The 26,373-nt window shown below is 70.0% G+C and carries 25 protein-coding genes and 1 CRISPR repeat array; of the genes, 2 read left to right on the plus strand and 23 right to left on the minus strand.

Annotated features, from left to right (window positions below; translation table 11 throughout):
• Positions 1–54: 54 nt before the first annotated feature.
• A CRISPR array of direct repeats spans positions 55–913; the repeat unit is 37 nt; unit sequence GTCATCGATGAAGCCGCGCACGAACGCGGATTGAGAC.
• Positions 914–953: 40 nt separating this feature from the next.
• Positions 954–1,355, plus strand: coding sequence for a hypothetical protein (locus tag LLG88_12665; protein MCE5247757.1), 402 nt, complete (start codon positions 954–956; stop codon positions 1,353–1,355).
• Positions 1,356–1,715: 360 nt separating this feature from the next.
• The gene (locus tag LLG88_12670; GenBank protein MCE5247758.1) at positions 1,716–2,780 is read left to right on the plus strand and encodes a putative CRISPR-associated protein; all 1,065 of its coding nucleotides are present in this window, start codon (positions 1,716–1,718) and stop codon (positions 2,778–2,780) included.
• Here the strand turns inward: LLG88_12670 and LLG88_12675 are convergent.
• The 23 genes from LLG88_12675 to LLG88_12785 form a co-directional block, all read right to left on the minus strand.
• Positions 2,755–3,000 (minus strand): hydrogenase maturation nickel metallochaperone HypA, encoded by a 246-nt coding sequence (locus LLG88_12675; GenBank protein MCE5247759.1) that lies wholly within the window; start codon positions 2,998–3,000, stop codon positions 2,755–2,757. The two genes, LLG88_12670 and LLG88_12675, sit on opposite strands and share 26 nt — an antisense overlap.
• Entirely contained in the window at positions 2,997–4,232 is a 1,236-nt protein-coding gene (locus LLG88_12680; protein MCE5247760.1) for a metallophosphoesterase, read from the minus strand. Before LLG88_12680 ends, LLG88_12675 begins: the two co-directional genes overlap by 4 nt.
• Before the next feature lie 857 nt (positions 4,233–5,089).
• Positions 5,090–5,512, minus strand: a complete 423-nt coding sequence (locus tag LLG88_12685; GenBank protein MCE5247761.1) for a hypothetical protein — start codon at positions 5,510–5,512, stop codon at positions 5,090–5,092.
• Entirely contained in the window at positions 5,505–6,809 is a 1,305-nt protein-coding gene (locus LLG88_12690) for a protein kinase (GenBank protein MCE5247762.1), read from the minus strand. The genes LLG88_12685 and LLG88_12690 overlap by 8 nt, the downstream gene beginning before the upstream one ends.
• A gap of 9 nt (positions 6,810–6,818) precedes the next feature.
• Positions 6,819–7,574 carry a VWA domain-containing protein gene (locus LLG88_12695; protein MCE5247763.1) on the minus strand — a complete coding sequence of 252 codons (756 nt, stop codon included), beginning with the start codon at positions 7,572–7,574 and terminating at the stop codon, positions 6,819–6,821.
• Entirely contained in the window at positions 7,571–8,290 is a 720-nt protein-coding gene (locus tag LLG88_12700) for a VWA domain-containing protein (GenBank protein ID MCE5247764.1), read from the minus strand. The genes LLG88_12695 and LLG88_12700 overlap by 4 nt, the downstream gene beginning before the upstream one ends.
• Before the next feature lie 16 nt (positions 8,291–8,306).
• The gene (locus LLG88_12705) at positions 8,307–9,317 is read right to left on the minus strand and encodes a hypothetical protein (GenBank protein ID MCE5247765.1); all 1,011 of its coding nucleotides are present in this window, start codon (positions 9,315–9,317) and stop codon (positions 8,307–8,309) included.
• Positions 9,317–10,084: a hypothetical protein gene (locus LLG88_12710; GenBank protein MCE5247766.1), complete on the minus strand. Its 768-nt coding sequence runs from the start codon at positions 10,082–10,084 to the stop codon at positions 9,317–9,319. The genes LLG88_12705 and LLG88_12710 overlap by 1 nt, the downstream gene beginning before the upstream one ends.
• Positions 10,081–11,502 carry a hypothetical protein gene (locus LLG88_12715; protein MCE5247767.1) on the minus strand — a complete coding sequence of 474 codons (1,422 nt, stop codon included), beginning with the start codon at positions 11,500–11,502 and terminating at the stop codon, positions 10,081–10,083. Before LLG88_12715 ends, LLG88_12710 begins: the two co-directional genes overlap by 4 nt.
• A 231-nt stretch (positions 11,503–11,733) precedes the next feature.
• The gene (locus LLG88_12720) at positions 11,734–13,053 is read right to left on the minus strand and encodes an RAMP superfamily CRISPR-associated protein (GenBank protein MCE5247768.1); all 1,320 of its coding nucleotides are present in this window, start codon (positions 13,051–13,053) and stop codon (positions 11,734–11,736) included.
• 3 nt (positions 13,054–13,056) lie between these two features.
• On the minus strand, positions 13,057–13,536 hold the full coding sequence (locus tag LLG88_12725) for a hypothetical protein (protein MCE5247769.1): 480 nt from the start codon (positions 13,534–13,536) through the stop codon (positions 13,057–13,059).
• Positions 13,533–14,462, minus strand: a complete 930-nt coding sequence (gene csx7 / locus LLG88_12730; GenBank protein ID MCE5247770.1) for a CRISPR-associated RAMP protein Csx7 — start codon at positions 14,460–14,462, stop codon at positions 13,533–13,535. The genes LLG88_12725 and csx7 (LLG88_12730) overlap by 4 nt, the downstream gene beginning before the upstream one ends.
• A 12-nt stretch (positions 14,463–14,474) precedes the next feature.
• The gene (csx7, locus tag LLG88_12735) at positions 14,475–15,281 is read right to left on the minus strand and encodes a CRISPR-associated RAMP protein Csx7 (protein ID MCE5247771.1); all 807 of its coding nucleotides are present in this window, start codon (positions 15,279–15,281) and stop codon (positions 14,475–14,477) included.
• Positions 15,278–15,667 carry a hypothetical protein gene (locus LLG88_12740; GenBank protein MCE5247772.1) on the minus strand — a complete coding sequence of 130 codons (390 nt, stop codon included), beginning with the start codon at positions 15,665–15,667 and terminating at the stop codon, positions 15,278–15,280. The genes csx7 (LLG88_12735) and LLG88_12740 overlap by 4 nt, the downstream gene beginning before the upstream one ends.
• A 1-nt stretch (position 15,668) precedes the next feature.
• The gene (locus LLG88_12745; GenBank protein MCE5247773.1) at positions 15,669–16,076 is read right to left on the minus strand and encodes a hypothetical protein; all 408 of its coding nucleotides are present in this window, start codon (positions 16,074–16,076) and stop codon (positions 15,669–15,671) included.
• Entirely contained in the window at positions 16,073–17,152 is a 1,080-nt protein-coding gene (locus LLG88_12750; GenBank protein MCE5247774.1) for a hypothetical protein, read from the minus strand. Before LLG88_12750 ends, LLG88_12745 begins: the two co-directional genes overlap by 4 nt.
• Positions 17,153–17,165: 13 nt before the next feature.
• On the minus strand, positions 17,166–17,744 hold the full coding sequence (locus LLG88_12755) for an RAMP superfamily CRISPR-associated protein (protein ID MCE5247775.1): 579 nt from the start codon (positions 17,742–17,744) through the stop codon (positions 17,166–17,168).
• Entirely contained in the window at positions 17,741–19,252 is a 1,512-nt protein-coding gene (locus LLG88_12760; GenBank protein MCE5247776.1) for a hypothetical protein, read from the minus strand. The genes LLG88_12755 and LLG88_12760 overlap by 4 nt, the downstream gene beginning before the upstream one ends.
• Positions 19,253–19,378: 126 nt before the next feature.
• A complete protein-coding gene (locus LLG88_12765) occupies positions 19,379–21,100 on the minus strand; it encodes a hypothetical protein (GenBank protein MCE5247777.1) in 1,722 nt (573 codons plus the stop codon).
• A 74-nt stretch (positions 21,101–21,174) separates the two neighbouring features.
• Positions 21,175–22,227, minus strand: a complete 1,053-nt coding sequence (locus LLG88_12770) for a hypothetical protein (protein MCE5247778.1) — start codon at positions 22,225–22,227, stop codon at positions 21,175–21,177.
• A 78-nt stretch (positions 22,228–22,305) separates the two neighbouring features.
• Complete coding sequence (locus LLG88_12775; GenBank protein ID MCE5247779.1) at positions 22,306–23,022, minus strand: hypothetical protein; 717 nt, start codon at positions 23,020–23,022, stop codon at positions 22,306–22,308.
• Entirely contained in the window at positions 23,019–24,128 is a 1,110-nt protein-coding gene (locus LLG88_12780) for a hypothetical protein (protein ID MCE5247780.1), read from the minus strand. The genes LLG88_12775 and LLG88_12780 overlap by 4 nt, the downstream gene beginning before the upstream one ends.
• A gap of 87 nt (positions 24,129–24,215) precedes the next feature.
• Positions 24,216–26,201 carry an AAA domain-containing protein gene (locus LLG88_12785; protein MCE5247781.1) on the minus strand — a complete coding sequence of 662 codons (1,986 nt, stop codon included), beginning with the start codon at positions 26,199–26,201 and terminating at the stop codon, positions 24,216–24,218.
• Positions 26,202–26,373: the final 172 nt, after the last annotated feature.

Below are 26,373 nucleotides of genomic sequence, written 5' to 3' on the forward strand. Positions count from 1 at the left end.
AACGCGGATTGAGACGTTGACGAGCGCGGTCAGCTTGCAGAGCCCAACGGGCTCGTCATCGATGAAGCCGCGCACGAACGCGGATTGAGACTCAGCGCCCGGATTCCGTGGCTTCCGTGAGACGCTTGACGTCATCGATGAAGCCGCGCACGAACGCGGATTGAGACTCCCGCGCCGTACATAACCGGCATGAGCGAAATCGTGTCATCGATGAAGCCGCGCACGAACGCGGATTGAGACAACGGCGGCCGGATCCACATGACGACGTTCCAGTCGTCGTCATCGATGAAGCCGCGCACGAACGCGGATTGAGACCAGAGGCTTTCGCCGCCCAGGCCGCTTCGCCATGCCCCTGTCATCGATGAAGCCGCGCACGAACGCGGATTGAGACGTGGTGGCCGAGGGAGGCCACGCTCCCCTCGACCATGAGTCATCGATGAAGCCGCGCACGAACGCGGATTGAGACGCGAAGGCCAGCAGGCCCTTGCCGGTGGCGATGGAGGCGTCATCGATGAAGCCGCGCACGAACGCGGATTGAGACTTGCCGCCGAACCGGATCGCGCCGCCCACGGCCTTCGTCATCGATGAAGCCGCGCACGAACGCGGATTGAGACCGGGACTCACGGCCGTAGCAGTCGAGGTTCCCGGCCTCGGTCATCGATGAAGCCGCGCACGAACGCGGATTGAGACTTACGTTGGGACCGCCTTCTCGGCGGAGGCGGTCTTCGGTCATCGATGAAGCCGCGCACGAACGCGGATTGAGACGCCGGGCCGTCGTACGCCTGCTTCCGGCCTTTGCCCAGTCATCGATGAAGCCGCGCACGAACGCGGATTGAGACACCCGCGCGGCGCGCACGACGCGGAGGGCGGCGGCGAGTCATCGATGAAGCCGCGCACGAACGCGGACTGAGGCGCCCGCTTCCGTCACCGACGGGCGCGGCAAAGGGAGAGGCATGAAGAACCGAGACATTCGGAAGGAGGCTGCGCGGAGCGGCCTCCTCGACATCGACACGGCGCTCGAGAACGGCTCGAAGTACATCAGCTGGTTCGGCGAGTTCTTCGAGATCGCGCTGAAGCTCGAGCGCACGACGGAGGCGTGGCGGATCTCGCATCCGAAGGAGACCGCCGAACTGGAGGCGCGGCAGGAGACGCTCTACAGGAGCGTGATCGCGATGGGCCGGGACGGCTACGGCGCGTGCTGCGAGCGAATCTGCGAGTTCATCGACATGTGCGAGAGCGGCGGGGCGGTCGACGAGGCGACAGCCAACCTCTACTTCAGGGCGCTGGAGTTCATCGACGAGAACGACAGGGTGGGAAAGTTGATGGACGCCGGCGATCCCGCCAAGGGGGCATGACATGGACGTGTTCGAGGAGTCATCGATGAAGCCGCGCAAGAACGCGGAGTGAGACATCTCACCGTCGATGAGCTGGAGCACGGCGAGTTGCCATCGATGCGGCCGCGCGTCAACACCGACTGAGGCGGTTCGCTGCCGACCACGCGTTTCACGCGGTCGATTTGGAGCCGCGCGCGCCGCGATCCCCCACCGGATTTCAACGTGACCTGCGCGAGGCCGCCCCGCGCAGGGCCGACGGCGGGACCGCAGGGGCGGAGCCGCGGAGCGGCCATTTAGAGCCCGCCGTTACGATCGTCCGCGACCGCGGCGCCGCCGCCGCGACACGCCCGAACGAATTCCGACCGAAAGGAGCGAACCAGAGTGAAGCCCAACACGCTCGTCAGCACCGTCGGCACCAGCCTGCTGAATCCTTTCAAGAACACGCCGCTCGAGGGCGCGGCGCCGGCGGAACTCGCGGAGGAGCTGCGCCGCAAGGATCCCGCCGACCGCACGTGCGGCGCCGAGATCAACTCCGTCGCGGACATGCGCGCGCGCGGCCTCGTCGCCGGGGACGCGAAGCTCCATTTCTGCGTCTCGGACACGCCGAGCGGCCGCCGCGTGGGCGCGGTGCTGGCCGAGTACTTCGGCCGTGAGGGCGCGATCTGCGAGGTCCACGCCATCGAAGGGCTGCGCGACGACGACACGCGGCTCTTCAAGACCGTCGGCCTGCGCAACCTGGCGCGCAAGCTCGGCGAGCTCGTCCGGCGGGCGGGCGACGCCCGGTTCGTCGCGATCAACGCGACGGGCGGCTTCAAGGCCCAGATCGCGGTCGCGGTGCTGATCGGCCAGGCGCTCGGGGTGGCCGTGCACTACAAGTTCGAGCTGTTCCCGGAGATCATCGAATTCCCGCCGATGCCGGTCTCGTTCGACTTCGAGCTGCTCGGCCGCTTCGCGGACGACCTCTGCGCCTTCGAAGACGGCGAAGTCGTCGCGCGGCGCGAGGAGGACGTCGAGCCGGCGCTGCGCGTGCTGCTGGAGGAGGTCCCGAACGAGGACGGCCGGTCGCTGTGGGCGCTGGCGCCGATCGGCCAGATCTACCTCGAGGGCTTCCGCCTGCGCCACCCCGCGGCCAGAAGCCTCCCGCCGAACGCCGACGCGCCGGCCGAGGTCCGCCTGCGCGACGACCACTTCCCCGACGGCTTCCGCGAGTACCTCGAGCGGGTCTGCCGCGAGAATCGGTTCGTCACCCGCTGCCACACCATCCCGTACGAGGGGCAGCGGGCGATCCGCGACCGGAGCTTCCGCGTCCGCGACGGCGAGATCGTGGCCGAGTACGTGGACCGCAGCGGCTTCGGCGCGCGGGCGGCGATGCTGACGACGGCGAAGCGCCCCGTCGAGCTGGCCGTCGCCGCGCAGTTCCTCAACGAGCGGTACGGTCGGAGCTGACGACCCGCGCGATCGCTTCCTCCAGCCGCGCGCGCGCGGCCCGTTCGGCGCGCGCCGCGGCGCAGAGGGGGCACTCGGGGCCGTCGAGTCGGCCGTGCCGCGGGCAGTCGTAGGCGAGCGGCGCGCCGCAGTCCGGACAGACCAGCGGCCCGGCCTCGCGCGGGCCGGTCGCCCCGCAGCGCCGGCAGCGCAGGAGGGCGCGCCCCTCGGGCTCCGTCATTCTCCGCGCTCCCGTTCCACGGCGACATCCGAGGCGAAGGCGGCGTCGTCGTCGGAGACGGCCGTCGCGGAAATGTCCGAGGCGGCGGCGTCCGAGGCGTTCGTGGCGGCGGCGGCGGCGCCTCCGTCGTCGGCCGCGGCGCCCGCGGAGTCTTTCGCGCCGCCGAACAGACGTTCCACCGCCGCGTCCGGCACGGCGACCGGGAAGACGTCGATCGCCTCCCCCGCTCGCCAGCGCGCGACGACCGGACGCCGCGCGAACGCGCCGAAGAGCTCGCGGTCGAGCCGCCGGCTCAAGGCGTTGACGCCGACGATCGGGTTCGTGCGGTAGCGCTCGTAGAGGCAGAAGCGCCCCTCGAAGTGGTCGTGGCCGCGCAGCATCCGCCCGAGGGGGATCCCGAGGCGGCCGGAGGCCAAGGCGCAGAACTCGGCGAAGTCCTCGCAGCCGAACTCCGCCCCGCGCATCGCGCGCGAGGGCAGGCGTCGCCGCGCGCGCTCGCTGGCCCGGCACCAGACGAAGTCGTTGCGGCAGAGCGCGTCGTCCAGGTCGCGGGGCGTCGCCAGGCCGTCCCAGAGATCGCGCTGCGGCACGCCGCCGTGCGCCGCGAGCGTTCCGTCGGGCAGGAAGAGGGCGCGCGGCGCGCGGGCGATCAGCCGGACATAGGCGCGCCCCGCGGCGACGACGGCCTCGTCCTCCCCCATCCGGTCGAGATCGTCGGCCAAGTCCCCGGGCTCGACGTCCGACGCGAACGTCCCCGTCGCCTCGTCGTAGGAGAGGGCGACGTCGTGGTTGCCGGCGAGCAGCGCGTATCGGTCGGGCGCGTCGCCCAGCAGTTCCATCGCCCGAAGCATCGTGTCGTAGGAGAGGGCACCGTCGTCGATCAGGTCGCCGAGCAGCAGGACGACGTGCGGCCGGTCGCCCGCCGCGCGCTCGATCGCCGCGGCGCAGCACTCGAGGGCCAAGAGGTCGCCGTGGATGTCCCCGATCGCCCAGATCTCGCGGTTCCGCAGCGCCTCGCCGCCGCGCAGCACGAGGCCGCCCGGCGCGACCGGCTCCGCGAACGGCGCCAGCGCGAGGCGTCCGTCCGCGGCGTCCGCGTCGAGCCGCGCCGCGATCTCCGCGGCCCGCCGCCGCCGTTCCGCGCGCGTCTCTTCATCCAGCGCCAAGGCGACGGCCTCGGGCGGCACGTCGAGCGCCTCCTGCAGCGCGCCGCCAAGGGTGCATACGGCCACCGGCGAGGGAACAGGAACGACGCCCGGAGCGACGACCGCCATCGTCGCGGCGGGCGCATCCACCGGAGGACTTGGGAGATTGTTCTCCGCTCCCGACAGCGCTGCTGAATCCATCGTCGCGACGGACGCGTCAGCCTCCACGACAGGCAAAGCCTCCGCCCCCGCTGCATCCGTAGCGGCAATTGACGACGCGCCGCGCGGCTGCGCCGGCGCAGATGCCCCATCCGCTTCCGCCCTCAGCGGAAGCTCCTCCGCACGCGACGAAGCAACATGGCGCGCCACTCGAGCCAGCGCGCGGCGAGCGACGGCAGCGGCACGCGCCCTCACGCCGATTCCCCCGTGCGATGTCTCGCCGCGGGGTGGCACGGGGATCTCCCCCGAAGTATCAATTGACGCGCGTCTGTACCGTGAGGCGTTCGCCGCCGTCCTGTTCTGAATTTCCGGCCGGCGGCACGCATCCAAGAAAGCGACGAACGCCGCGAATTCCTGATTCGATGCGGGAGTCGGCCGTTTCTCGTCCGAGAGCGGTGCTGCACCCGCTGCGCCTTCTGGTATGGCGCTGTAGATCCGCATGTAGGCCGTCTCGCGATCGCAGTCCGTCGCGACGCCAGCGACCTTGTCGATCGCACTTCGGAGAGCGGCGCCGCCGTCGTCCTGTCGGGGGCCGCGCTTCGCCACGCTCCGGCGCACGCCCTTCCTCGGGGCCGGCTGAGCGTAGCAACGATTCAGGTTGAGCACGCGAAGCGCCGCCCACAGGGCGCTGCCCTCTTCGAGCGGACTCCAGCGGCTCGCGCAGACGACCTGCGCGAATTCGAAAAACGTCGTCCACCGTCTGTCCTCACTCACGCTCATCGGGCTCACCCGCGCTTCGTCGGCGCGCTGTGGCGGCCGGTCCGCTCGATCCGCACCTCCAACGCCAGACGGTCGCTCTTGAGCGCAATGACGTCGCCGTCCTGAATCGGCGTCGGGGTGTCGGAGAGCGGCGCGCCGTTGAGGAACGAGCGGTTGCGGGGGGCGGACGGCGAGAACGCGACCCATCCCCCGCTCGACTCGCGCCACTCGACGCGGAACTGTTCGTCGGACGCGAACTTGGCGTCCTCGCCGCAGAACCCGGCGAGGAGCCCGCGCCCGATCGGCGCGCCGACGCTCGCCGTGATCCGCCGTTCCTGCCCGGTCGCCCTCGAGCGGAGCACGAGCACGCCGACGTCCCAGAAGCCGCAGTCGCGGCAGGGAGCGGTCGGCGCGTAGCCGGAACCGCCGCAGCGCGGGCAGTCAGGCATCGACGGTCTCCCCGATCTCCACGCGCATCGGGAGCTTCTTGATCGCGCGCTTCTCGTCGCCCACGGAGATCTCGTCGTCCGGGTGCAGCTCCTCGGTCCCGTCCAGCGTCTTGCCGTTGAGGAGCGTCGCGTGTCTCGCCGACGAATCCGGCTCGAGGAACCATTTCTCGCCGTGCCGGATCAGCCGGCACTGCACCGAGGACCAGCAGCGCGCGTCGTCGCCCGCGCCCAGGAGCCGGCCTTGGCCGAGCGTGGTGTCGATCGTCGCCGTGATCACGACGACGTCGGCGCCGCCGTCGCGCCGCATCACCAGCCGCAGCGGCACGTTCCCGCCCAGATGCGGCGGCGCGTCGGGCGCGGGCGGCCGCGGCGGCGGAAGCGGGCGCGGCGCGGGAATCGAGATCGGCCGTCCGAGGAGCGCCGCGTGCAGATCGGCCGCCGTCGGCCGCGCCGCCGGGGTCGGGTCGAGCGCCGCGAAGAGCGCCGCCTCGAGCCGCTCGGTCGCGCCGTCGGCGTCCGGGATGCGCTCGAGCAGTTTCGGATGAACGGCGTGGGCGCGGACGGCCGTCGCATAGTTCTTCGGGTCGTCCGCCGCGTAGGGATGCCCGCCCCGCGCCAGGATCTCGCAGACGATCAGCGCTGCGGTGAAGACGTCCGACGCCTCCGTCGGCACGGCGCCCGACAGGTGCTCGGGCGAGAGGTAGTTCGCCGTGCCGACGTAGTTGTTGCCCGGATCGTCGTGCCACGGCGCCTTGACGTCCGAAAGGACGGTGAAATCCATGTCGATCAGCTTGACGCGGTAGCCGGCCTCGATCGACGCATCCTCGAGCAGCTCGATGTTCGGCGGCTTGAGGTCCGTATGCACGATCTTCTGCGCGTGCAGGACGGCCAGACCCTTGAGGAAGACGCGGGCCCAGGTAAGCCGCCGCGCCCACGACGCGACCGACGGGTCCCGACGCGCCACATCCAGTACCGTGTCGAGATCCTTGCCGGCATCCAGGAACTCGAACGCCTGGAAGTAGCACGGGCCGCCGGAGTCGGCCTCGAAGAACTTGATCATCTCGTAGCAGTAGCGGCTCGCGTCCGACGACTGGATGCGCCGCCGCATCTCCGCCTGATACGCGATGTAGCCCTTGTACCACGGCGTCAAGGACGTCGGCACCTTGTACTGCTTGAGGAAGACGCGGCGTCCCGTCTTGTCGGTCGCGCGGAACGGCGTCGCAAAGTAGCCGCCGCCGAGACGCGCCTCGACCGTGAAGTCGTCGATCGTTTGTCCTTCGCGCAGATTTCGAGCCATGCCCTTCTCCTAACGCTGCTGCCGGGCGTTCACCGGCAAGCTCGCGGGACCCCACGACGCCTGTCCGAAGAGCCCGCGCCGCACTTCGGCGCGCTGCCCGACCTGCATCCGCGAGGCCGACACCGACTTCCCGATCCCCGCCAGCACGCGGCTGAAGTCCACCGTCGCCAGGCCGTCGCCGACCTTGCCGCAGACCTCGTATTCGCTCCGCTCCACCGTCGCCAGCTGGTCGAACGCCGCCGACTCCGGCCCGACGAGGAAGAGCATCACCCGCAGATCGCGGATCTTCTGGATCACGTCGGGCATCCGCTCCATCTGCTCCTTGACGCACAGCCCGTCCTCGAGCGGCTCGTCGGTGAGCATGACGACCACGCGATGGCACGTCGCGGCGTCGCGCCACGGGAAGTCGAGGCAGGTGTCGAGCGCGAACAGCGGCGCCTCGTCGCCGATCACCTCGATCCGCCCGATCGCCTGCGCGAACTCGGCGGCGTCGTTGGTGAAGAGCCGCCCCTGCTGGCCGAGGTAGAGCTGGTCGATCACGCACTCGTTGAACGCCGACGACATGCCGACGACGGCGCCGCCGCGCGGCTTTCCGGCCGCGTAGTGGGCGACGAAGTCGAAGCGCAGGTCCCACTGCCGCTGGCCGTCCGCGCCGAGCCCCCGCACGAAGTCGGCGATGTGGGCCTTGACCGCCTCGAGGCAGGGCAGCATCGATCCCGAGCGGTCGAGGCAGAAGACGACGTCGGCCACGCCGCGCGCGCTCACTGGACCGGCTCCAGGTCGGCCACGGCGCTGCCCGACACGGTGCGGGCAAGCTGCGAGAGGACCGTGCGGAAGTTCTCCTGGTCCGCCGTGTACTGCGCCAGCGCGTCCTGCGGGTTGGCGCCGGGGATCGGCTCGTACTCCACCCGCTGGATCTGCGACAGCTCGTCGTAGCACTTCATGTCCGGGGCGAAGACGTTGAGCATGATGCGCGCGTTCTCGATCGCGTTGCGCACGTCGTCGAACGTCCCGCCGACCACGCCCTTGCGCAGCAGCGTCGGCTTGTAGCTGGCGTCGGTGAAGACGACCACGACGCGCGCCGCCTCGGAGCGCCGGCGCCACGCGTCCGGCCGCTCCTCGTCCTTCGGCGTCTCCGGCATCGTCGCCACGACGTGCAGGGCGTCGAGCAGCGTCTCCGGCTCGTCGCCGCCGCCGGCCGCCTCCAACGCCGCGAGCTGGGCCTTGAGCTCGGCCGCGTCCCGCACGAACACGTTGTCCACGAGCGGCACGGCGTCCACCTCGTAGTCGCGGAACCCCACGACCTTCCCGCGCCAGTCCTTCACCGGCCGCGCGTTGTTGGCGTCGCCCGCCGTCAACGAGTCGATGAAGACGCCGATGTTCTCCTTGAGCGCGGAGATGCAGGGCGCCATGCTGCCCGTCGCGTCGATCAAGAAGACCAGATCCACCACGCCTTTGACCTTGTCCCGCTGTCCCGTCATATCCTCTTCCTCCGATTCAGAGACGAGCCGCCGCGCCTTCGCTGACAGGCTCCGCGGCCGCGTCCGCCGTCGCCGCATCCGGCCAGCCCAGCCACTCCCCGTAGGCCTTGCCGATCCGCTCCATCACCGCCCCGAGCGGCTCGACGGCCGGCAGCGGATCGCCGTCCTCGCCCTGCGATCCCCCCTCGAGCACGCCGACCGCGCGCGCCGCGGAGCGCTCGCCGGCCGCGCGCAGCGCGCGGCGGGCGGCCTTCCAGCCCGCGCTCGCGCCGGTGCGGCAGCGACGGCGCGTCGCGTCCCACGACTCCGCGGTCACCGCGTCGCGCGCCGTCGCCAGAACCTCGTGGAGTTCGAGGCAATGGCGGCGCGATTCGGGCGCCGTCTTCGCCGCCGGGAGCGGCGTCGCGAACCGCTCCGCGAGATCGCCCAACGCGCCGAGCGCCTCGCCGTCGGAGGGAGCGGCGGCGCGGGCGAGATCGCGCAGGCGCAGCGCGCCGACCTTGACCGTGCGACGGCAACTCTCGCGGACCGCCGTCCGCCGCGCGACGCCGACGGCGAAGGCGGCGAGCCGGGCCTCGGCGAGGTCGGGGCTCGCGAAGGCGACGATCGCCGTGCGGCGCGCGGCGTCTTCGCCGAGCGACGCGCGCTCGAGATCGACCGCGCCCAGCACGTCGAGCGCCGCCGTCAGCCGTCCCGCGCAGCGGAAGAGAACTTCGGCCCTCTTCTCCGCAATCCCCGCGAAGTCCTGGATCATCCGCTCCGTGACGCGCGGCAGCGTTTCCCCGGGGGCGCGCGGCACGGCGAGGAGTTTTCCGAGGACGCGAGAGTGGTGCTTGAGCAGCGTCGCGCTTCGCGTCCTGTCCAGCTCCCGCCGGGCGCTGCGCAGCGCGGCCACATCCTCCGCGGCGATCCCGAGCTCCTGCGCGGCCGCGACGGCCGTGGACAGCGCCCGCTCGCAGGCCAGGCAGGAGTCCGCCAGCGTGGCGGCGGCGCGCCCGAAGAGTTCCGCGCCCTCGTGCGGCAACATCAGCGGCGCCCCGTCGGTTCGACCCGCAGCAGGTCCTTCCGCACCAGGAGCGAGAGGCGCACCGTGCGGTACTTCGCGTACGCGGCGTCGGCGTCGGCCACCCACGGTTCGAGTCGCCCGACCTCGCCGAGACCGACGACCGAGAGCTTCCCCATCGTCATCACGTTGGAGCCCGCGCCGAGGGCCTTCGCCGTGTCGGCCGCGCGCAGCGCCGAGAGCTCGACGTTGTCCCGCGGGTGCGCGGGGCTCGTCAGCGGACGGGGGTCGGCCGTTCCGCGGATCACCAGCGTGAGCGCCGGATCCGCCGCGACGTGCCGCCCCAGCAACTCGGCCGCCCGAACGAGAAGCGCGCGGTCCTCGTCGTGAAGGATCGCCTTGGCCTTGTCGAACGTCGGCGTGCGGCCGCCGACCGCCTCGATCGCGAACTCCGGGCTGTCCGGCAGCAGGTCGCCGAAGCGAACGTCCGACGCGGGGATCGCGGCCCGCAGTTGGTCGAGCAGCGCCTGCGCGCGGGCGCGGGCGAGGCGGTCGAGCGCCTCCTCCGCCCCCTTCACGACCGACTTGAGGCCGGCGTTCTCCGACTCCAGCTCCGCGATCCGCTGCCGCGCCTTCTCCAGATCCGCGCGCGCGTCGCCCGCCTCGGCGCCGGGCGCCGCGGCGGCCCAGAGGACGCCCATCAGCACCATGCCGAAGGCGAAGAGGTCCACCAAGCCGGGCCACGCCGGGTTCTCGTGATCCTCCGAGGAGCGGCGGCGCAGCATCGTCACGCTCCGATCCAGAGGCCGCGCGGCCGCTTCTGCATCGATTCCGCGAGCTGGGCCATCTGTCCCTGCAGGTCGCGGACCGATCCTTGGAACTCGGCGAACGCCCGCGCCGAGACCGCGCCGCGCGAGACATCCCGCAGCGCCGACTCCAGCGACTTGACCGAAGCCGCGAGGGCATCGACGGCCGCGCGTTCGCTCTTCAGCGCGAGACCCTGCGCCTCCGCGGCCGCCGCCTGCGCCGCGCGCGCCGCGGCGACTTCGCCGGAGAGCCCGCGCATCTGCGCCGCGACCGCCTCGCCGGCCCCGCGCGCCGCCGCGTCGAAGCGGGAGGCGGCCTCGGCCAACCCCGCCGCCGCGCCGTCCCGGACGCCCGCGGCCGTCCGGGACTCGATCGACGACGTCGCCTCGCGCAATTGGTCCGGAATCGACTGCGCCACGGCTTCGAGCCGTTCCACGGCCGACTGCGTGCGCTCGGACGACCGCGAAAGCCCGTCCACCGCGTCCCGCAGCGCGTCGCTGCGCAGCGTCTCGCTCAGCCGGACGAGCTCGTCCGACACCCGCGTCATCCCCTCGAAGGCCGGCACGCCCTGCAGGAACGGCTGCGCCAACGACTGCAGCCCCTGGTTCATCCGGTCGGCGAGGCTCTCCACCGCGCCGCCGACCTCGTGGATCGCGGCGAGCGTCGTGCCGTCGGCGCTGCTGTTGAGCGTGACGATCTCCTTGGCCAGTTCGCGGATCCCGCCGGCGAGGCCGCGGACCTCGTCCACCACCTCGTCGAACTTGCGCGTCTGCTCCTCGACCGCCTCGGCCGACCAGTCGCCGAGCTTCTCGCACACCCGGTCGAGCAGCAGGCAGAGCCGGTCGTCCTCCTCGGACGTCTCGCATTCCTCGAGACCGGAGATGACGCGCATTGCCTGGGCCGCAGCGCGTTCAGCGTCTTGGCGGAGCTTCCGATGCGCGGAGAAGAGGCACGCCCCCAGAAGGATCGCGATCGCGTTGACGCAGTAGATCAGGCCGAGATGGGAGACGATCCCGCGCGCATCGACCGCGCTCCCAAAGAGCGTCGGCAGGAACGCCGCGCAGAAGGTCGCCGCCGTGCCGACGAGTCCGCAGAGGATGCTCAGCGTGGAGAGCGCGCGCAGCGCCCGCGCCTGCCCCTCGCCCTGGCTCGCGATGATCTCCGCCGCAATCGGCGCGTTCGCCAGCCGACCCTTCCCCGGCTCGTTCGTCAGGACGACCCCCAACGCCTGCCGTGTCGCCTCGCTCCACGTCTTCATGCCCAACGCGGTGGCGCGATCAAGCTTGTCGATCTGCTTCTTGACCTTGCCCCACTCCTCGACCGACGGCCGCACGATCTCCCGCCCCAGCCGCATCCACGGCCAACCGACGAAGAAGATCCAAAGAAGGACAGTCCCCGCCAAGATGACGATATCGACCGGAGAACCGAATTGACCCATATCTGCATCCCTCCGCTGAGGAGGGGACGCGACCGTCACGCGGCGCTGACACGGCCGCCGCTCGCTCCGCGGACCCGCGCGCAGTTTCCCCTCTCCGGCGCTGTGCCGTCGCAGAGCGGCAGCGCACCGCAGACACCAAAGGACCCCGCGCGACAACGCCGCGCGGGGTCTCTGACGCTTGATCTCAACGAGACGCTAGGACAAGACAATCTTCTTGATTCGGTGGAGGTTGCCGATCTCTTCCACCGACACGCTTTGCACGTTCAACCTTCCCGTCCGTCTGAAGTGCTCCCACGCGTCCGCAAGATACTTGGCCTTCAGTTCTAGCGCATCCGCCGCTATCGCCACGCCGACGTCTTTCCCTTGGTGCTGCGCGGCGATAATGGGCTTGCCTCTATCACGCAGGAAGAGCGTGCAGTTCGCGAAGGTGTTGATCGCACTCGTCGCCTCGAGCGGTTCGTCATCCCCCGCAACGGGCGCCACTGGGCACGAGACGGCACCCGGCACGAACGGTGTCGGGATTACATCCCCAACCGACCGCAACGGCTTCGCGCTGTTCCCCGGCGTGCGGAACCACTCGTGCGACGGGTAGCTGTACACGTTCGAATCAGCAGGACGCCACCACATCATTCGCCGGAAGTCCTCCATTTCCGGACTTGCGTCTTTCTCGATCGCGATCCTCGCCGCGGCCACAGCCGCCGGAAGCGCGTCCAACGGCTTCGTCCGCCCACGATAGAAGCCCGCGGCGTCAAAGACCTCCATCGACGACACCTTCACTTGAACACTGCCCATGCCCTGCGGCTTCCCACGGCCGAGGTGATGCAGCATGCCGTCTTCCAACTGGACTGCGTAGTGCAGCAGGGCCAGTTCCGAATCCGTCAGCCCTTCGAAACGCACGTCGAACGAGAATGTCGAACCGACGCGCACTGGAAAGACCTGAAATGCGTTCGGCCTCGTGGCCGGCACGGTACGAGGCACGACGCTTGTCGGCTGGTGGTGGTAGAACTTCTGTCCGTCGGCTGTTGAATAAAACGCGCTATGCGTGGTCTTCGGACTCCCGCTGTACAGCCAAAACGTGCCTTGAAGCGGACCGGCGTGCACCCGCGTCGCATCGTCGCACCGGACGCGCCCGCGCAGCGCTCGTCCACCGTGCTGCATCCCGAACATGGCGCAGGTGACGCAGACAGCGCCGCTTCTGCACTTTCCCCACGTTCCGTCCGTCGCCGTCTCGCCGATGGAGCAACAGCCGCGCCCGACAAACTCCGCGACCGATCGCACCATCCCCTTCAGACTCGTCCCCGGAATCACCGGCGTCTGGCTGAAGCGGACCGTCTGATCTTGCCGCCGGCTAACCCCCTTCAATTCCAGCGGAGTGAAGGCCGTCAGGGAACAATGGAAGACTCCGGACCACCCCTTCAAGGACCGCAGATCGTCTCTGTTGGGCACTCTGACCGGTCCGGCTCCTGGCCGCTTCAAAATCCTGTATGGGTTGAGGAACTCCTCCCCAACGGGCATCTCTCACCCCCTCGCACTGATGCCCGCCAAGCGGGCAAACGCGACGTCCCCATCGGCCGTCACGTACTCGACGAGACTCGCCTTCGCCAGCGCGCCGTCCGACGGCTCCTCGCCCGCGCGAAAATCGATCCCGTCGATGCCGCGCAGTACCACCGGACGCCGCCGCATCTCCGTCTCGCGCAGTTCACGCGCAGCACCGAGTTGCGGCAGCGACACGACTTCGGCGGCCTCCCCGAGGAAGACCACCCGCACCGTCCCGGTGCCTAGCGCTCGCCACCGCAGTTCGCCGGCATCCCAGAAGACGCGTCCCTGAGGCCAGACCGCCATCGCGGAGCGATCAACGCCGCCAGCCGCGGAGCACACGACGCCATCGTCGCCCTCGCAGAGCACCCAAGCATCCGCCGGAACTCGCGCGGACGCGAGCAGTTCCGGCAGCGACGCCTGCGGCATATCCGCACCCAACAAGACTGTTCCCGTCATCATGGCCGCGCCCCGGGCCACGGATCGTTCGACACGACCGTCCCGAACTCTTCGATGCCGAAGTCGACGAACCGGCCAAAGTCCGCCCACGGCATTCGCCGGACCCTAAATAGGCCGTCCGCCGTTGCCGCCGCCAGGGCCGGAGCCTGCGCCGTCCCGCAAAGCAACTCGTACGCCTTTCGCTCCCCTTGGCTGGCCATACGCTCGATGCCGCGGAACGTACCGTCGTCGAACGGCGCCGGGTAGCGCAGCTCGACGTCGCCGAAGGAAGCGCGGACGTGCCCGAATCCACGGGACGCGCCCATGCCGATGCGCAGCCGCTCGCTCTCCAGATCCCGCAGGACTACGCCGAGAAGACCTACTTGCCAGCTCTCGAAATTCGTCAGTTCGATCGTTCCCGCGAACTTCCCGGACACCGCGACCTCGAACTCGAACTTTGCCCCAGCCGCCGCACCGCCGCTCTTGCGGTCGATCGCCACGCCGTCGCGGAGTTCGCGCACGACTTTCGAGTCCTGCGTCAAATAGGCGTCGCTGATCGCCACCCGTCCAGCGAACCCCAGCGCGCCGAACAAGCGACACGCAAGGCACGCCTGACTGTAGATCGTCGTCCGCGGCGTCGATGCCTTCCAGTTGAATCGCGAATTGCAGCACTGATCCGGCGAAGTCTTTTCCCGATCGTACGGCGCGCAGACGCCGGGCTGCGTTTTGGCGAGCGTCCGCACTATGCGCTCGGCGTGGCTGCGCACGACGCCCTTCAGGCTGGTGCCCGGCAAGTAGATCTCAGGGGCGTCCGACGAGCCGCGTCCCGCGGTCGTGACGAACACCATGTCGGGACCGACAACCGTCTCGACGCCGGACTTGATCAGAGTAGGGCCGAGCAGTTCAATCGTGTATGGAAGCCGCAGATCGCAGAACAGTCTCTTCAGCATCGTTCCCCCTGCTCAGTTGCCGACGACCGCCGACTCCACCGCGGCCCGCATTGATGCTTCGTCGATCGTCTTGCCCGGATCCCCGAGCACCAGCGCGCGACGTCCCGCGACCGTGGTCAGGTCGTACTCTTGGGCCTTGACGTCCTCAAGCACGACGTCGCCGAGACCGCGAGACGTCATCCCGCCGAGCTTGAAGCCGCGCGACCACTCCAAGAGAACGGCCCACAGGAGCGCCCTCTCCTGATTCGTCGCGTTTTCGGCCACGATTCGGATACGGAATCTGGCGCCGGCCGGAACCACCTCAAAGTTGAACTTGATCCGTTCGACGGCAGTGCGCGAGTCGCGGTCCAAGCCGACGCCGTCGCGCACTTCCACTCGGCCGGGCCACGACGCCGGATCGATCACGGCGTCCGTGAATGAGATCCGCCCCGCCGCCAGCGGGCCGCCGAAGAACCGGCATATGTCGCACGCATTCGCTGCCACAAGCCCGTCCACGGCCGCGCCGGTGGCGTCCTTGATCTGTTTCCGAGCGGCTTCGCCCTTCTTCTGATCTGCAGTGACGCACTGCGCGTGCGGCTCAAGCAGGCACGCAGTCATGCCCACAAACTCGGCAAGCCGCTCGGCCGTGGAACGGAAGACACCCTTCAACGATGATCCGGGAACGAACGGCACCCCGTCGCCCGACTTCATGACGCCCTTGTCCGCGGCCGCGACGCCCTCCTCGCCGCTCCCGACATGAAGCGCCGTCTTGCACGACAGCACACCCTCGATGACCACTCGATGACGAAGCGACAACATCGGCACTCCTTTCCCGTTCACGCGACGTCCTTCTTGCGGAAGGCAATCTCGACGGCGATCAACTCTAGAAGGCGGACGACCGCGAGGCGCCACTCCAATCCGTTCTTCTTGCAGGCGGCCGACGCGGCCTTCAGCGCGCTGTGGTCCTCCTTGAGGATGTCGATTAGGAGTTTCCAGAACTCTTTGTACTTTTGGGTCGCCTTGCCTTCCTGCTTCTTGGCCAGAGCCAGCAGCGCGCCCGGTCCGCCCGACGCCGCCACCTTCGCGATGCGATGCACTTGGGAGGCAGAGACGAAACGGTTCTTGGCCGACCTTCCTCCCCTCTTGAGGTCGTCCACATAGTTCTGAACGAACTCCTCGGCCGCGAGACGCAGGTCCCGGTCCACCACGGCGACGAGATCCGCCATCTCAGTGCCCGCTGTTCGCGACCGGCGCGGGCCGCTGAACGAGTTGATAGAGATACTCGCTGGCCACGAAACGCAGCGCCGCTCCGCCCAGCTTCGAGGGCCAGTCGTCGCGCACCAGCGCCTCGTGCGACCCGGCGCGTTCCAGCGCATCCGCCTCCATCGCTCGCAGGAAAGACAGCAGTCTCCTGCAGAAGTCACCCTGCCACTCCCGCTGCTTTCCGGACTGCCGCTTGACGAACGCCATCGTCTCGGTGAACGTCCGGGCGGTAAGACCAACGCGTTCCAGAGCGGCCATCTGGGCCTTCCCCCCGTCGCCAAAGTCAATCACCGCGAGGGCGCCGAGCTTCTCGATCTCCGCTCTTCTCTCGCTGAGCATCTTGTCGATCTCACGTTGCACATTCATCGTCACGCCCCCTGTTGAACCGGGAAGAGGTCGCACGCGAGCACGGCGCCGTAGCCCTCGTTCCGGCGCAGTCCGATTCCGCTGCACTCAAGGTTCTCAAGTTGGATCGCAAGCGCCGTCGCCGAGAGCGTCGACCACGCGATCACGACCGATCCAGCCGATAGAGCGAGGTCTGGTGATTTCGGCAGATTGGCCGCCACATTCCAGCCGCGAACCATCTTGCTGTCGCTGAACTCCGCGGCATCCACGACGCCCAACGAGCCGCGAACCATCTCGGCAAGACTGCGACGAGCGCGGAGCGCCTCGTCCACAAGAATTGCCGGGCTCGTCAGCGTCAGGCCGAAACATGTCCCTTGGTGCAGCGATGCCCACGGAGCGTCTTGCCATGCGGCGAGGCGCGCCGCGACTCCATCCGGTTGCTCCTCATTGATGGACACCGTCGCCCGCCCGAGCCCCGACGAACGGGACCGTCCAAACCACAGCGGCGTCCCCGCAATACCAGAGAGAATGGCCGCATCGGCATCGTCGAAGAGCGCATCGCCGCACAGGACGAGCGGCGCCGCCCGCCCCGTGTCGTCGACTGTTTCCGGAAGCACGACCTCGACGCCGTACAAGGCGCCCTCGCGGACCGATCCTGTTTCTGGCCGAATACCGACGTGCATCCGAACGTTGCGTCGCGGCCGAACCGCCGCCCGTCCGTCTCGCTCAATATGCCCCGCGGCAGCCGTGAGCCGGGCCCCGCATACCTGACACGACGTCGGCTCGCGATCCAACAGAAACGCGCCCAAGCCGTCCACCATCGGATGCCGCCGCGGTTCCTGCTTGCAGGCAAGCGTCGAGAGGGGCACCGGACGCGCACCGGCGCCACCGGGATAGCAGAACGGAAATCTGTTCCCGCAGTCCCCAAAGATGCGCCGGAACGTTCCGTCCTTCGCGTATCGCCGGAGGAATGCCGTCGCAAACGCGCCGCGCAGGACCGAGCCGGGCAAGAAGTCCAGACTGCTGGACAAGTACCGCTCGCGGTCCTTCGAGACGCTGAATGGCTCCGAGGGGCGGACAGAGACCACGTATCGCTTCAGCACTGTATAGCCCCCCTCACGCCGGAAGACCGGCCAAGTCGACCGGAGAACCGTTCACAGAGACCTCGCCGAGCTCCACCTTGCACGAACCAAGACCCGCCGAACGAGCGTGTCCGACCGCGTCGACGAGGCGCAGCGCGGCGATCACCACACCGAGATCCGCATCGGCCGTTGACGTGTTGCCAGAGTGGAAGATGTCCACGCGCCCTGACAACTGCGGAACCCGCCACACCTCCATGCTGAACAACCGTCCCGACACTTGCGTTCCGGTTCGCCGCGAAATGGACACGCGCTGCCGCACTTCGGTGCATCCCGGTTCTTCGGCCGCAGCCCGGAGATCGGAAAAGCGAAGCGCGGGCTCCTGTCCATCCGCGCCGAAGAGGCGTTCGACAGCGCCGACGCCCGCGCCGAAGAGCGCCGCTACCTGTTCGACGCGATGCCTCAGGATGCCCCGCATCTGGGAGCCGGGAATGAACGGGGTTCCGTTCTCGCGGGCGATGCCGTGGTCGGCGCGCCCGGTCGCGTTTCCCGATCCCGAGGCGACGGGCCCCAAGAACACCAACCGATAGTGAATCGATGCCTCGTACACAGTCACCTCTCGATGAAGGGAAGCAGTTCTTCGACGTCGCCAAGCGGGCTCATCCACACTTCCCGTTTGTTGTCGCGGTGGTGCTTCCATCCCAAGTCCGCGGCGACACCGAAGGCATTCAACGCGTTGACCAGGGCGTCGCGTTGAGCGACTTCGTTCGCCCGGAAACGCCCAATGAGGCGAGCCATCGCGAATCGACCCGCCATTGGGCCATCCCACGCACATTCCAGAACGCGCCGCATCTTGCTCTTGGTCAGAGAACCGACGAGCGACTCCGCCGTACTCAGGAACTTGACCGCCTGCGACTGCGTCAGCGGGCGACAATAGGTTTGAATGACTTCGGCGTCGTCTTCGCGCCGCGCCGCCGCGCGCGCGTCTTCGATGCTGACGAGCGACGTCTGGGAGACGTCGGCGAAATCGATCCCCCCTTCGCCGCTCGGTCGCTGGACCCTCTTCGCGGACCGAAGAAGCTCTTCCGCGCGGGCGACAACATCTCGGAAGGGTTGGCTGCCACGCGCAAACGCGACGCCCACCGACAAGCTGAACTTGGCGTTGAACGGCGCTTCCTCCAGCCCGGCTCCGACAAGACGATTCGCCACTTCCTCCGAGAACTTGCTTTGCAGTCGGCAGGCGAAGCGAAGCGCCGCGTCCGCGGGAACGACCGCGACGACGTCGTCGCCGCCGACGAGCAACACGTCCGCCAGAGACTTGCTTCCTGCGCCGTTCCACGCACACTCCTTGAGCGCCGTGGAAACGGCGGCGAACACCGCGTTGTCGATCGCCGCCGCGAATGAGCGGTACTCGTCCTTTCCGCTGATGCGCTGAACAGTCTCGCCCATCCGGTCGCCGTCGGCGTAGACGACGGCAAGATACCCGCCGCGCCCCTTCGCTTCTTCCGCGATCGACGAAAAGTCCTCGGGCCGCAGCTCGTCCGCATCCCCTGAGAATTCCGGCGCGACAGTCGCGATGATGCGTGACCACGGCGACCTCGATCCGGGCTGGCGATGACGATCCCACCAATCCCGCTTCGCGAGACAGGACGGACCGATCGCGTGCTCTGCCCCGTGCAGGCTTACGATGCTCGACGCGGCTTCCTCGCCGCACGACTTGCATCGCCGAACGAACGGGAACGAGACAACGCCGGCCGGCGCCCGTCCGCCGCGGCGACGAGCATTGCGCGCGCGGACAACCGTCGCCAGCGCTTCTCCGAACGACTGAGCCGAGCCCCAGGGAACGGCAGAGGCCTGGAGCACTAGCGCGCCGCCCGATCGGCGCCGAGTCTCGGCCGCAGCGGCGGCGATCCGCGCTTCCGCGTCCTCCAGCGAGACATTGGGCAAGAGAATGAGACCGCCTCCTCCGTTGGCGTAGACCACCTCGCCGTCCGCGCCGGCGAGCGCCTGCGGAATCGTCTCGCGGTTCAGTTCGTCAATCAGACCGCTGGCGCCACGGACCTCGCGTGCATAGTCAGTGCCGAAGACGAAGTGGTGGATCGATGGGATGTCGAACGAAACCAACAGTCGTGGCACGTATCACCCCCGAGTTCGACGCTGGCCTCTTCGTTCCCCATGTTCTCCACCGACGCCCGTCCAGCGTCACAGTCCGTCGATGGCGTCGCGCGCACGAGTGCGCGGACATGGTCTTCAGTACGGGTACGCCTCCGCCAAGTGAGCGGCGCGGTCGGCGCCCATCGAATCGGCGGCGGTGAACAGGTTTCTGCAGAGGCCAGGTTCGGCAGCGGCGACGCGCTCGGCGGCGGCCGCCGCGGCAGATGCGTCCTGCGCCTCGACGGCGCGGTCGAGCAGCACGAGATCGTGGTAGGTCTTGGCCGTCCGCACGTCGCTCGGAGCAAGCGCGGAGGCGGCCGCGCCGTTGCGCGGCCACTGCCCGGCCGCCAGGAGCGCCGTCTCGATCTCGTCTTCCTCGGAAATGCGGGCCTCGATCCGCAGCAGGGCCGCGAGACTGCGTGCCGCCGACCAGCGGAGATGGCTCTCCCGCTTGGTGTCGCCGGCGATCCGGCGCAGCGTCGCTTCTGGATCGGATCCAAGACGGCGGCTCAAGCGCACCATTGCGCCGGCGCGGGCCAGCTCCACGTACTCGATCCCGGCGCCGAGGTCGCCGCGCGCGGCGACGGTGCGATACAGCGTTTCGGCGTCGTCGAACGCCGCGCCGTCGCGCAACATCCCGGCCAGGCGATACCACGACGACAGGGGGAAGGAGATCTCGAGGAGACCATCCCCCCCCAGCGCGGCGAACTCTTCGGCGGCTTCCCGCTGCGAAGCCAACCCGTCACGCGGGCGTCCCGTCACCGCAAGCAACCGGCCGAGCGCGCCGACCAACCGAAGCTGCGCCTTCGAGCGGTCGCCCTTCGCGCCGATCAGCGGACGAACGCGCGCCTCGGCATCTTCCGGCGGCGGAACGGCGTTGTCGGCTGCCTGCTGGACGACGTGCGCGAGGACGTTGTCCTTTCGGTCGCGCGGCAGCCCCTCGAGCACCTCATCGTCCGGCCATGGGAAGTCGCCCTCGTTCGATTCGTGGCGCGCCGCGACCGCCTCGGCAAACCGCAGGCGCGCGCTCCCGGCGGGGTCCAGCCCCTCCCACGATTCGAGCGCGATTCTCGCGGCGTTGCGCACCGGCGTCCAGTCGGGGACGGCGTCGCGCCGCGAGAGCGCAAGCTCGAAGAAGGCGTCCACGAGTTCGTCCCGGCGCCGCGCGTCGCTGCCTGCCGCTACGAGGCTCGTCACGAGATCCTCCGCGAACCCCTCCCGGAGGGCCTCGACGCCGTTGGAGACCGGAACGACCTCGATTCGCCCGCAGGCGGCCTCGCGTGCCGCCGCGGCGTTCTCGTGCGCGACGAGGATCCGCCGCACGCGCGGGGCGGACACGGCCAGCAGCTCGATCTTGGCCTTGAGCCCGTCGTCGTCGATCGCGTGCACTTCGCCCGCGTCGTCGATCGCCGCGGACGCGGCGACGTCGGCGCGCAGGCCGCGCTTGAGCGCGAGCGACGCGGCCGCGAGGTAGAACGACACGCCGAACGACGTCCCCTCGAGCCGTTCGGGGGGGAGGACGACGCGGTCGGTTTGCCGCGGCGCGAACGCCAGGCAGACGGCGCGCGGCACCTGGCGACGGATCGGCTCGAGTTCGGACCAGAGGACGGGCAGGGTCCGCGAAACCACGCCCGCCATGTCCGCCCAGTAGGCTCTCGTCGTCGCGTCGAAGTCCACGTCGTGCAGCAACGCCGGCCCGCGGCCGAAGACGAGCTTCCAAAGGCTCGGATTGCCGCCCGTCACGGCGAGGATGAGCACCGCCCCCGGCTGCAGATTCGAGGGCCCCGCGACGCCGGCGAGCCGGCGGGCGGTGTCCATCCCTTCAGGGTCGTCTTCGGCGGGCCAGAGCCACGGCCCGGCGAGCAACGGCGATCGCGCGAGCGGCGGCCTGATCATTCGCCGAGCTCCGGCTTGCCGCCGCCCAGCCACCACGCCCAGGGATCGCGAAGCCCGGCGCGGCGCAGCGGCTCGCGCGCCGAGACCTCCTCGAAGGTCAGCGGCGCGGCGGCGGTCCACTCCGCCGCGTCCTCGTCGAAGGCGGCGACGACGGTGGTGAGGCGGTCTGCGGTGCCGGCGAAGCGCAGCGTCGTGCGTCCCCACTCCAGCTCCTCGCGCCGCTCGGCCAGTTCGAGCAAGCCTGTTCGATCGGCCGCCAAGGCCGCGCCCTGCGGCAGGACGTCGAGCGCGCGCATCAGGTCCTCGACCTTCACGAGCGCGAGACGGGTCACGTGCTCCAGCTGAATGGTCTGCAGGGACATGGCGTACCGCCGTGGCAGCGCCGCGTGCGCCGGCACCTGCCCGGCCAGGGCGGCGCGGACAGCCTCGCCGGCCTTCTCGGCGGAGGGCTCCAGAAGGCGGGCGTACATCCCCACCGCGGAAGCGATCGACCAAGCGTCGCCCCGCGCCAGCGTCCGCTCGAGCCGCGCCGCCAGCCAGCGATCCCCCTGCTCCGCCGCCCACCGCTCCAGATGCGGCATCGGCAACGGGGGCGTCGCCACGTAGAGCGCCGGCGCCGGCGCGAACAGCAGCAGCTTGAACCCCTCGTCGGCCGGCTGGATCTCGACGGCGACATCGCCGCGCTGCACGACGAGCGCCCTCGCCGCGGCGAAATCGATCAAGACGCCGCCGCTCTCGGCGTCCTCGCGCTGCAGCGAGGCCTCGGCGGGGCGCGTGGCGACGCGGTCGGCCCCGACGACGCGGAGCACGCGGTGGTCGCGCGGCACGTTCACGAACGCGCCCTGCTCCTCCAGCTCCGGTATCGGAAGTCGGCCGAACGAGGGGATCAGCGAAGCCAGATAGGCCTCGTCCGCGAACGGGACCGCCACGGCCGACGAACCCCGGCCCTGCCCGACGGGATCGGGCGCGAGGGCCACGAAACGCTCGCCCACCTGCGCCCAGTCCTCCAGCCCGAGCTGGTTCATGTCGCTGTCGCGCCGCTCAACCATTCTCTGCTTCCTCCGGCCCGGCCAGGAACCGCGCCGTCAAGCTAGAGACGCACAATTCGCGCCGCGCTGACGGCGCGCTCAGATCCGTGCCCGCTCGCGAAGATCCCCCAAGACGGCGCGAGCCGCCTCGTACTCTTCGCGGGTCCACCCTTCATCGGCGGAGAGATCCGCGACGCGCCGATCCAACGCCCGGAACAACCTGGACACCCGCTGCGCGAAGCGGTTCTGCGCCGCCCGCTTGGCGCTCGGATTCATCGACGCCGCGAGCCCCGCAACGATCCTCTCGCGGGAAGCCCGGCCATCTCCGATCGCCTCGATCCACGCCCACGTTTCGCGCAGCATCGGCGAGCCGTCCACCGCGTCGGGAACGACCCGCCGGACGACGACCTCGCGCGCCGCGTCGAGCCATTGCCGCGCCCGCGCCTCGTCCAAGGGATGCCACTCCGGAACCGGCTCCTCCAAGACGACGCGCCGCTTCGTCTTGCCGTCGTCCGACACCGGAAGTTCCTCGTCGAGCGACACCAGCCCGGCCTCGTCGTTCCAGCGATCGCAGGCGGATCGGGTCAGCGCGGTCTTGATGTACGCCCGCGCCGCCGCGTCGGAGCCGTCCTCCAACGGCGGCAACACCAGCAAACGCGCGACCAAGCGCGCCGCGGCTTCGTCGGCCGCGGCGTCGTCGTGGAATACCGCGCGGGCCATGTGCTGCGCGACCTCAAGCACGAGCGCCGCGGCGGCTTCCCTTTCGTCCTCGTCGGGGCCGCTCATGAAGACCCGAAGCGCTTCGCCCAACGTCATCGAACGCCCCCCGCCTCGATCCGGCCGATCCATTCGTCCGCCTGCTGCACGGCCCACAGCGCCGCCCCATTCTCGTCGGCCGGCGCGTCCCCCCCGTCGCCGCGGCCGAGCGCCGCGTCGATCCGCGTCGAGCATCGCCCGTACGCCGCGGTCAGCGGGCCGCCGTCGTGCGGGACGTCCCGCGAGGGCAGGCCGCAGAAGCGCTCGATCTGTTCCTCGACTCGGGCGAGCGGCCACTTGCGCCGGCCCATGGCGCGCCCTCCGCGATACGCCGACAGGTCGGCGACGACGAGGCGTGGATCCGTCTCGCCGTCCTCGAAATCGACGACCGAAACGTCATCGATCGAGACCCCGGAAATCGAGGCGAGCGCCTTCTCCGCGAGTCCGCGGACCAGCGGTTTGTTCAGCCTGACCACCGCGCCGAGAGCGCCGTCCTGGACGTTCCGGCTCGCTACGAGCGCGGTCAGCGACCCGCCCCCCTGCGACGCGACGTGGAGCGCCGCGCGGCGGAACGCCAAGCGCAGAAGCCGCAGGTAGCGCGTCGAATCGACGGCGCCCGGCGGCTCCCCCTCGGCGGCGGCCGCGCGACGGTCTTCGCCGGCGAGAACGAGGAGCGCGCTTCCCGGGGCCTCGTCTTCGGCCTCCTCAAAAAGGCGTTCGACGACTCCGAGGGCAAGGACCCGTCTCTCGACGGTGCGCGCCTGCAGCTTCTCCAAAACCGCGGAGCCCGTCGGCGTGCGGCGCAAGGCGATCTCCGCGTCGGCGAGCGGGCGGGAGAGAGCGCGGCGGGGGCTCTTGATCAGGCCGGTCCAAGCGTCCGGCTGAACGCTCTGAATGGCTCGCTTCGCCGCCTGCGCCAGTTCCAGCGCCGCGGCGTCCCGGTCCTTGGCGCCGTCCTGCGCCAAGACCAGCCACGGCTCGAACAGCGGATGCGCAAGAAGGCGGCCGTGGACGGGCCACGGGACCGTCGGCAAAGCGTTCCGAAAGCCTCGCTTCAACCCGCAGACCGCCCGCAGGCCGGTGCGCGACAGGAACCCCGCCACCGCAACCGACTGCGCCGGATCTTCGAACCGTCCCGTCTCGTCGATGGCCAAATGCCAAGCCACCGACGCCTTCCCCCGCGTCTTCGGCACGACGACACCCCCAAGCGGCCTGAGTGGCGAGTCTACCAGAAAAAGGAGGAGCCACTCTGCTTATGAATTGGGGAGGAGCGTCCAGTTCGGGACCCACTCGGTGGCGTCGGCCGCGAAGCGGGCCAGCCAAGGGTGCATGGCCAGCTCCGCGCGGGAGCACAGAACGAACACCTGCGCCCGGGCACGGCTCAACGCGACGTTGACCAGCCGCGCCGAATCCTCGCTCTGCGTCAAGAACCAGCCGTTCGGTTCGACGGGATCGAAGACGACCACGTCCGCCTCCGAGCCCTGCATGCGGTGAATCGTCCCGGCCCGCACCCGAGTGGAGCGAAGCGCGGCGATCGTCTTCGCCAGCAGCCGGGCCTGCGCCGCGTAGGGGCTGGCGACGAGCACGGAACCCGAGAAGAGTGGGTCGGCCAGAAGAGCCTCGACGAGGGCGCGCGCCACGGCCGCGGAACGGTCCCAGACGGCGCCGTGGGCCGCCTTCTGCGGCTGCGGCGCGAGTTCTCCCGCGCCCGGCGGCGGATCACATTCCGCCGGCGGAACGAGGACGAGGGGCTCGATCGGCCATTGGGGAAGCCGCGGCGGCGAGGGGGGCGTTCCGAAGGTTCTGAGGCGGCCCTCGTAGAACGTGTCGGAGACGACCGCGCAGATCTCGGGGGCCATGCGGAACTGGTCTTGGAGAAGGACCATCGCCCCCCGCTGCATCAGATCGCGCCGCGCGGCGGGATCGCGCAGCCCCGCGGCGTCCAGCGCGCTCCAGCCGAACCAAGCCCGCGCGACGCCCGTCTCGCTCGAGCCCTTCGTCACCGGCGGAAGCTGCATGACGTCGCCGCCCAGGCACCAAGCGCCGACCTGCGCCCCCGCGAGCCGGCAGAGGGCCGCCGCGGGGACCATCGAAGCCTCGTCGATCAAGGCGACGTCGTAGCCGCGCCCGCCGATCGCGTCGGAGTGGGCGAACGACGTGGTCGTCGTCGCGACGCAGCGCGCGTCCTGCGCGAGGCGGGCGAGAACGAAGCTCCGCTCGGTCTCGAGGCTCTTCCGCCGGCGCTCGAGATCGACGGCGCGGACGCGCAGCGCCGCGCGCTTCTCCGTCGCCGAGGACGGCGCGGCGGCCAGCTCGTTCGCCACCCGACGCTGACCCTCCGCCACTTCCGCGAGCGCCCTCGCGAAGGCGTCCAGCGTCTCCGTCCAGCGCAGCAAGTGCTTCCGCTCCGGATCCTCGTTGAGGCGACGGTCCTGCGGGCGGCCGGCGCGGATGACGGCCCCTTCGGGCAGGCGCAGGGCGTGTGCCTTGCACGCATCGTCGATCGCCAGCAGCAAGACGTCCACCGCGGCGTTGCTCGTCGAAACGGCGAGGACCGTCCGGCCGGCGGCGAGATGGGCCGCGGCGATCGCCGCCATCGTCTTGGTCTTTCCCGTGCCCGGCGGGCCCCACACGATCGACGCGCGCCGGCCTCCCGCGGCGAACGCATCCTTCTGCGCCGGGCGCAGACCCTGCGGCGGAGGTCCCATCTCGTTGAGCGGTTCGGCGAACGCCGCGAAGTTCCGCGCGCCGTTCAGCGCCAGGAAGTCCGCCGGCAGTTCATTCAGGCCGGCGGCCCACTGGTCCAAGGCGGCGAGAAACGGAAACGGCGAGACTTCGAAGCGCTCCCCCGGTTGGGGGCGCGTTTCGCCGGAGACCCGCAGCGTCAGCGTCCCTTCGGGCGCGTCGATCCAAGTGACCGCCCCGCGCCAGCGACCGCCGCTCTCTTGGGCCGCCCCATCCACGAACGTGTCGTCGAGGTGCGCCGTCTTGCCGTCGCGCAGATGGACGCGCGCGGGCAGAAACCGCACGTCGTAGAGCCCTTCGACGCCGAGCGACTCGACTTGGCCGATCTCGACCACCACGGGCTGTTCCGAGACGCGGCGCTCCTGCTTGACCGCGAGCCGCAACGTCTCGACCGTGAGCGGCGTCGCCGCCACGACCTCGGCGATCGGGCGCACCGGGGAGCGCCGCCTCCACGTGGTGCGGCGTCCGGAGGGGCCGGTTGTCCACGCCGGCATCGTCAGCCCTCGATGCCCAGAGGGGACGCCAGCGACGCGGCGAGCCGACGCGGATCGTGGAGCGCGAGGCGCGCGCGTTCGACGCCGCAAGCCGCGGCCGCGGCGCGGCGCGCCGCCGCGAGAGTCGTGCCGGCGCGAAGGCCCGCGGCGCGCGCGGCGGCCGCGGCGGCGA

The organism is bacterium (assembly GCA_021372775.1).
Taxonomy (GTDB): domain Bacteria; phylum Acidobacteriota; class Polarisedimenticolia; order J045; family J045; genus JAJFTU01.

Bases quoted from the DNA above. Each gene is read 5' to 3' on its own strand.
- LLG88_12665 (MCE5247757.1), top strand. From the start codon at position 954: ATGAAGAACCGAGACATTCGGAAGGAGGCTGCGCGGAGCGGCCTCCTC.
- LLG88_12675 (MCE5247759.1), bottom strand. From the start codon at position 3,000: ATGACGGAGCCCGAGGGGCGCGCCCTCCTGCGCTGCCGGCGCTGCGGG.
- LLG88_12685 (MCE5247761.1), bottom strand. From the start codon at position 5,512: ATGCCTGACTGCCCGCGCTGCGGCGGTTCCGGCTACGCGCCGACCGCT.
- LLG88_12690 (MCE5247762.1), bottom strand. From the start codon at position 6,809: ATGGCTCGAAATCTGCGCGAAGGACAAACGATCGACGACTTCACGGTC.
- LLG88_12700 (MCE5247764.1), bottom strand. From the start codon at position 8,290: ATGACGGGACAGCGGGACAAGGTCAAAGGCGTGGTGGATCTGGTCTTC.
- LLG88_12705 (MCE5247765.1), bottom strand. From the start codon at position 9,317: ATGTTGCCGCACGAGGGCGCGGAACTCTTCGGGCGCGCCGCCGCCACG.
- LLG88_12720 (MCE5247768.1), bottom strand. From the start codon at position 13,053: ATGCCCGTTGGGGAGGAGTTCCTCAACCCATACAGGATTTTGAAGCGG.
- LLG88_12725 (MCE5247769.1), bottom strand. From the start codon at position 13,536: ATGATGACGGGAACAGTCTTGTTGGGTGCGGATATGCCGCAGGCGTCG.
- csx7 (MCE5247770.1), bottom strand. From the start codon at position 14,462: ATGCTGAAGAGACTGTTCTGCGATCTGCGGCTTCCATACACGATTGAA.
- LLG88_12740 (MCE5247772.1), bottom strand. From the start codon at position 15,667: ATGGCGGATCTCGTCGCCGTGGTGGACCGGGACCTGCGTCTCGCGGCC.
- LLG88_12765 (MCE5247777.1), bottom strand. From the start codon at position 21,100: ATGGACACCGCCCGCCGGCTCGCCGGCGTCGCGGGGCCCTCGAATCTG.
- LLG88_12770 (MCE5247778.1), bottom strand. From the start codon at position 22,227: ATGGTTGAGCGGCGCGACAGCGACATGAACCAGCTCGGGCTGGAGGAC.
- LLG88_12775 (MCE5247779.1), bottom strand. From the start codon at position 23,022: ATGACGTTGGGCGAAGCGCTTCGGGTCTTCATGAGCGGCCCCGACGAG.
- LLG88_12785 (MCE5247781.1), bottom strand. From the start codon at position 26,201: ATGCCGGCGTGGACAACCGGCCCCTCCGGACGCCGCACCACGTGGAGG.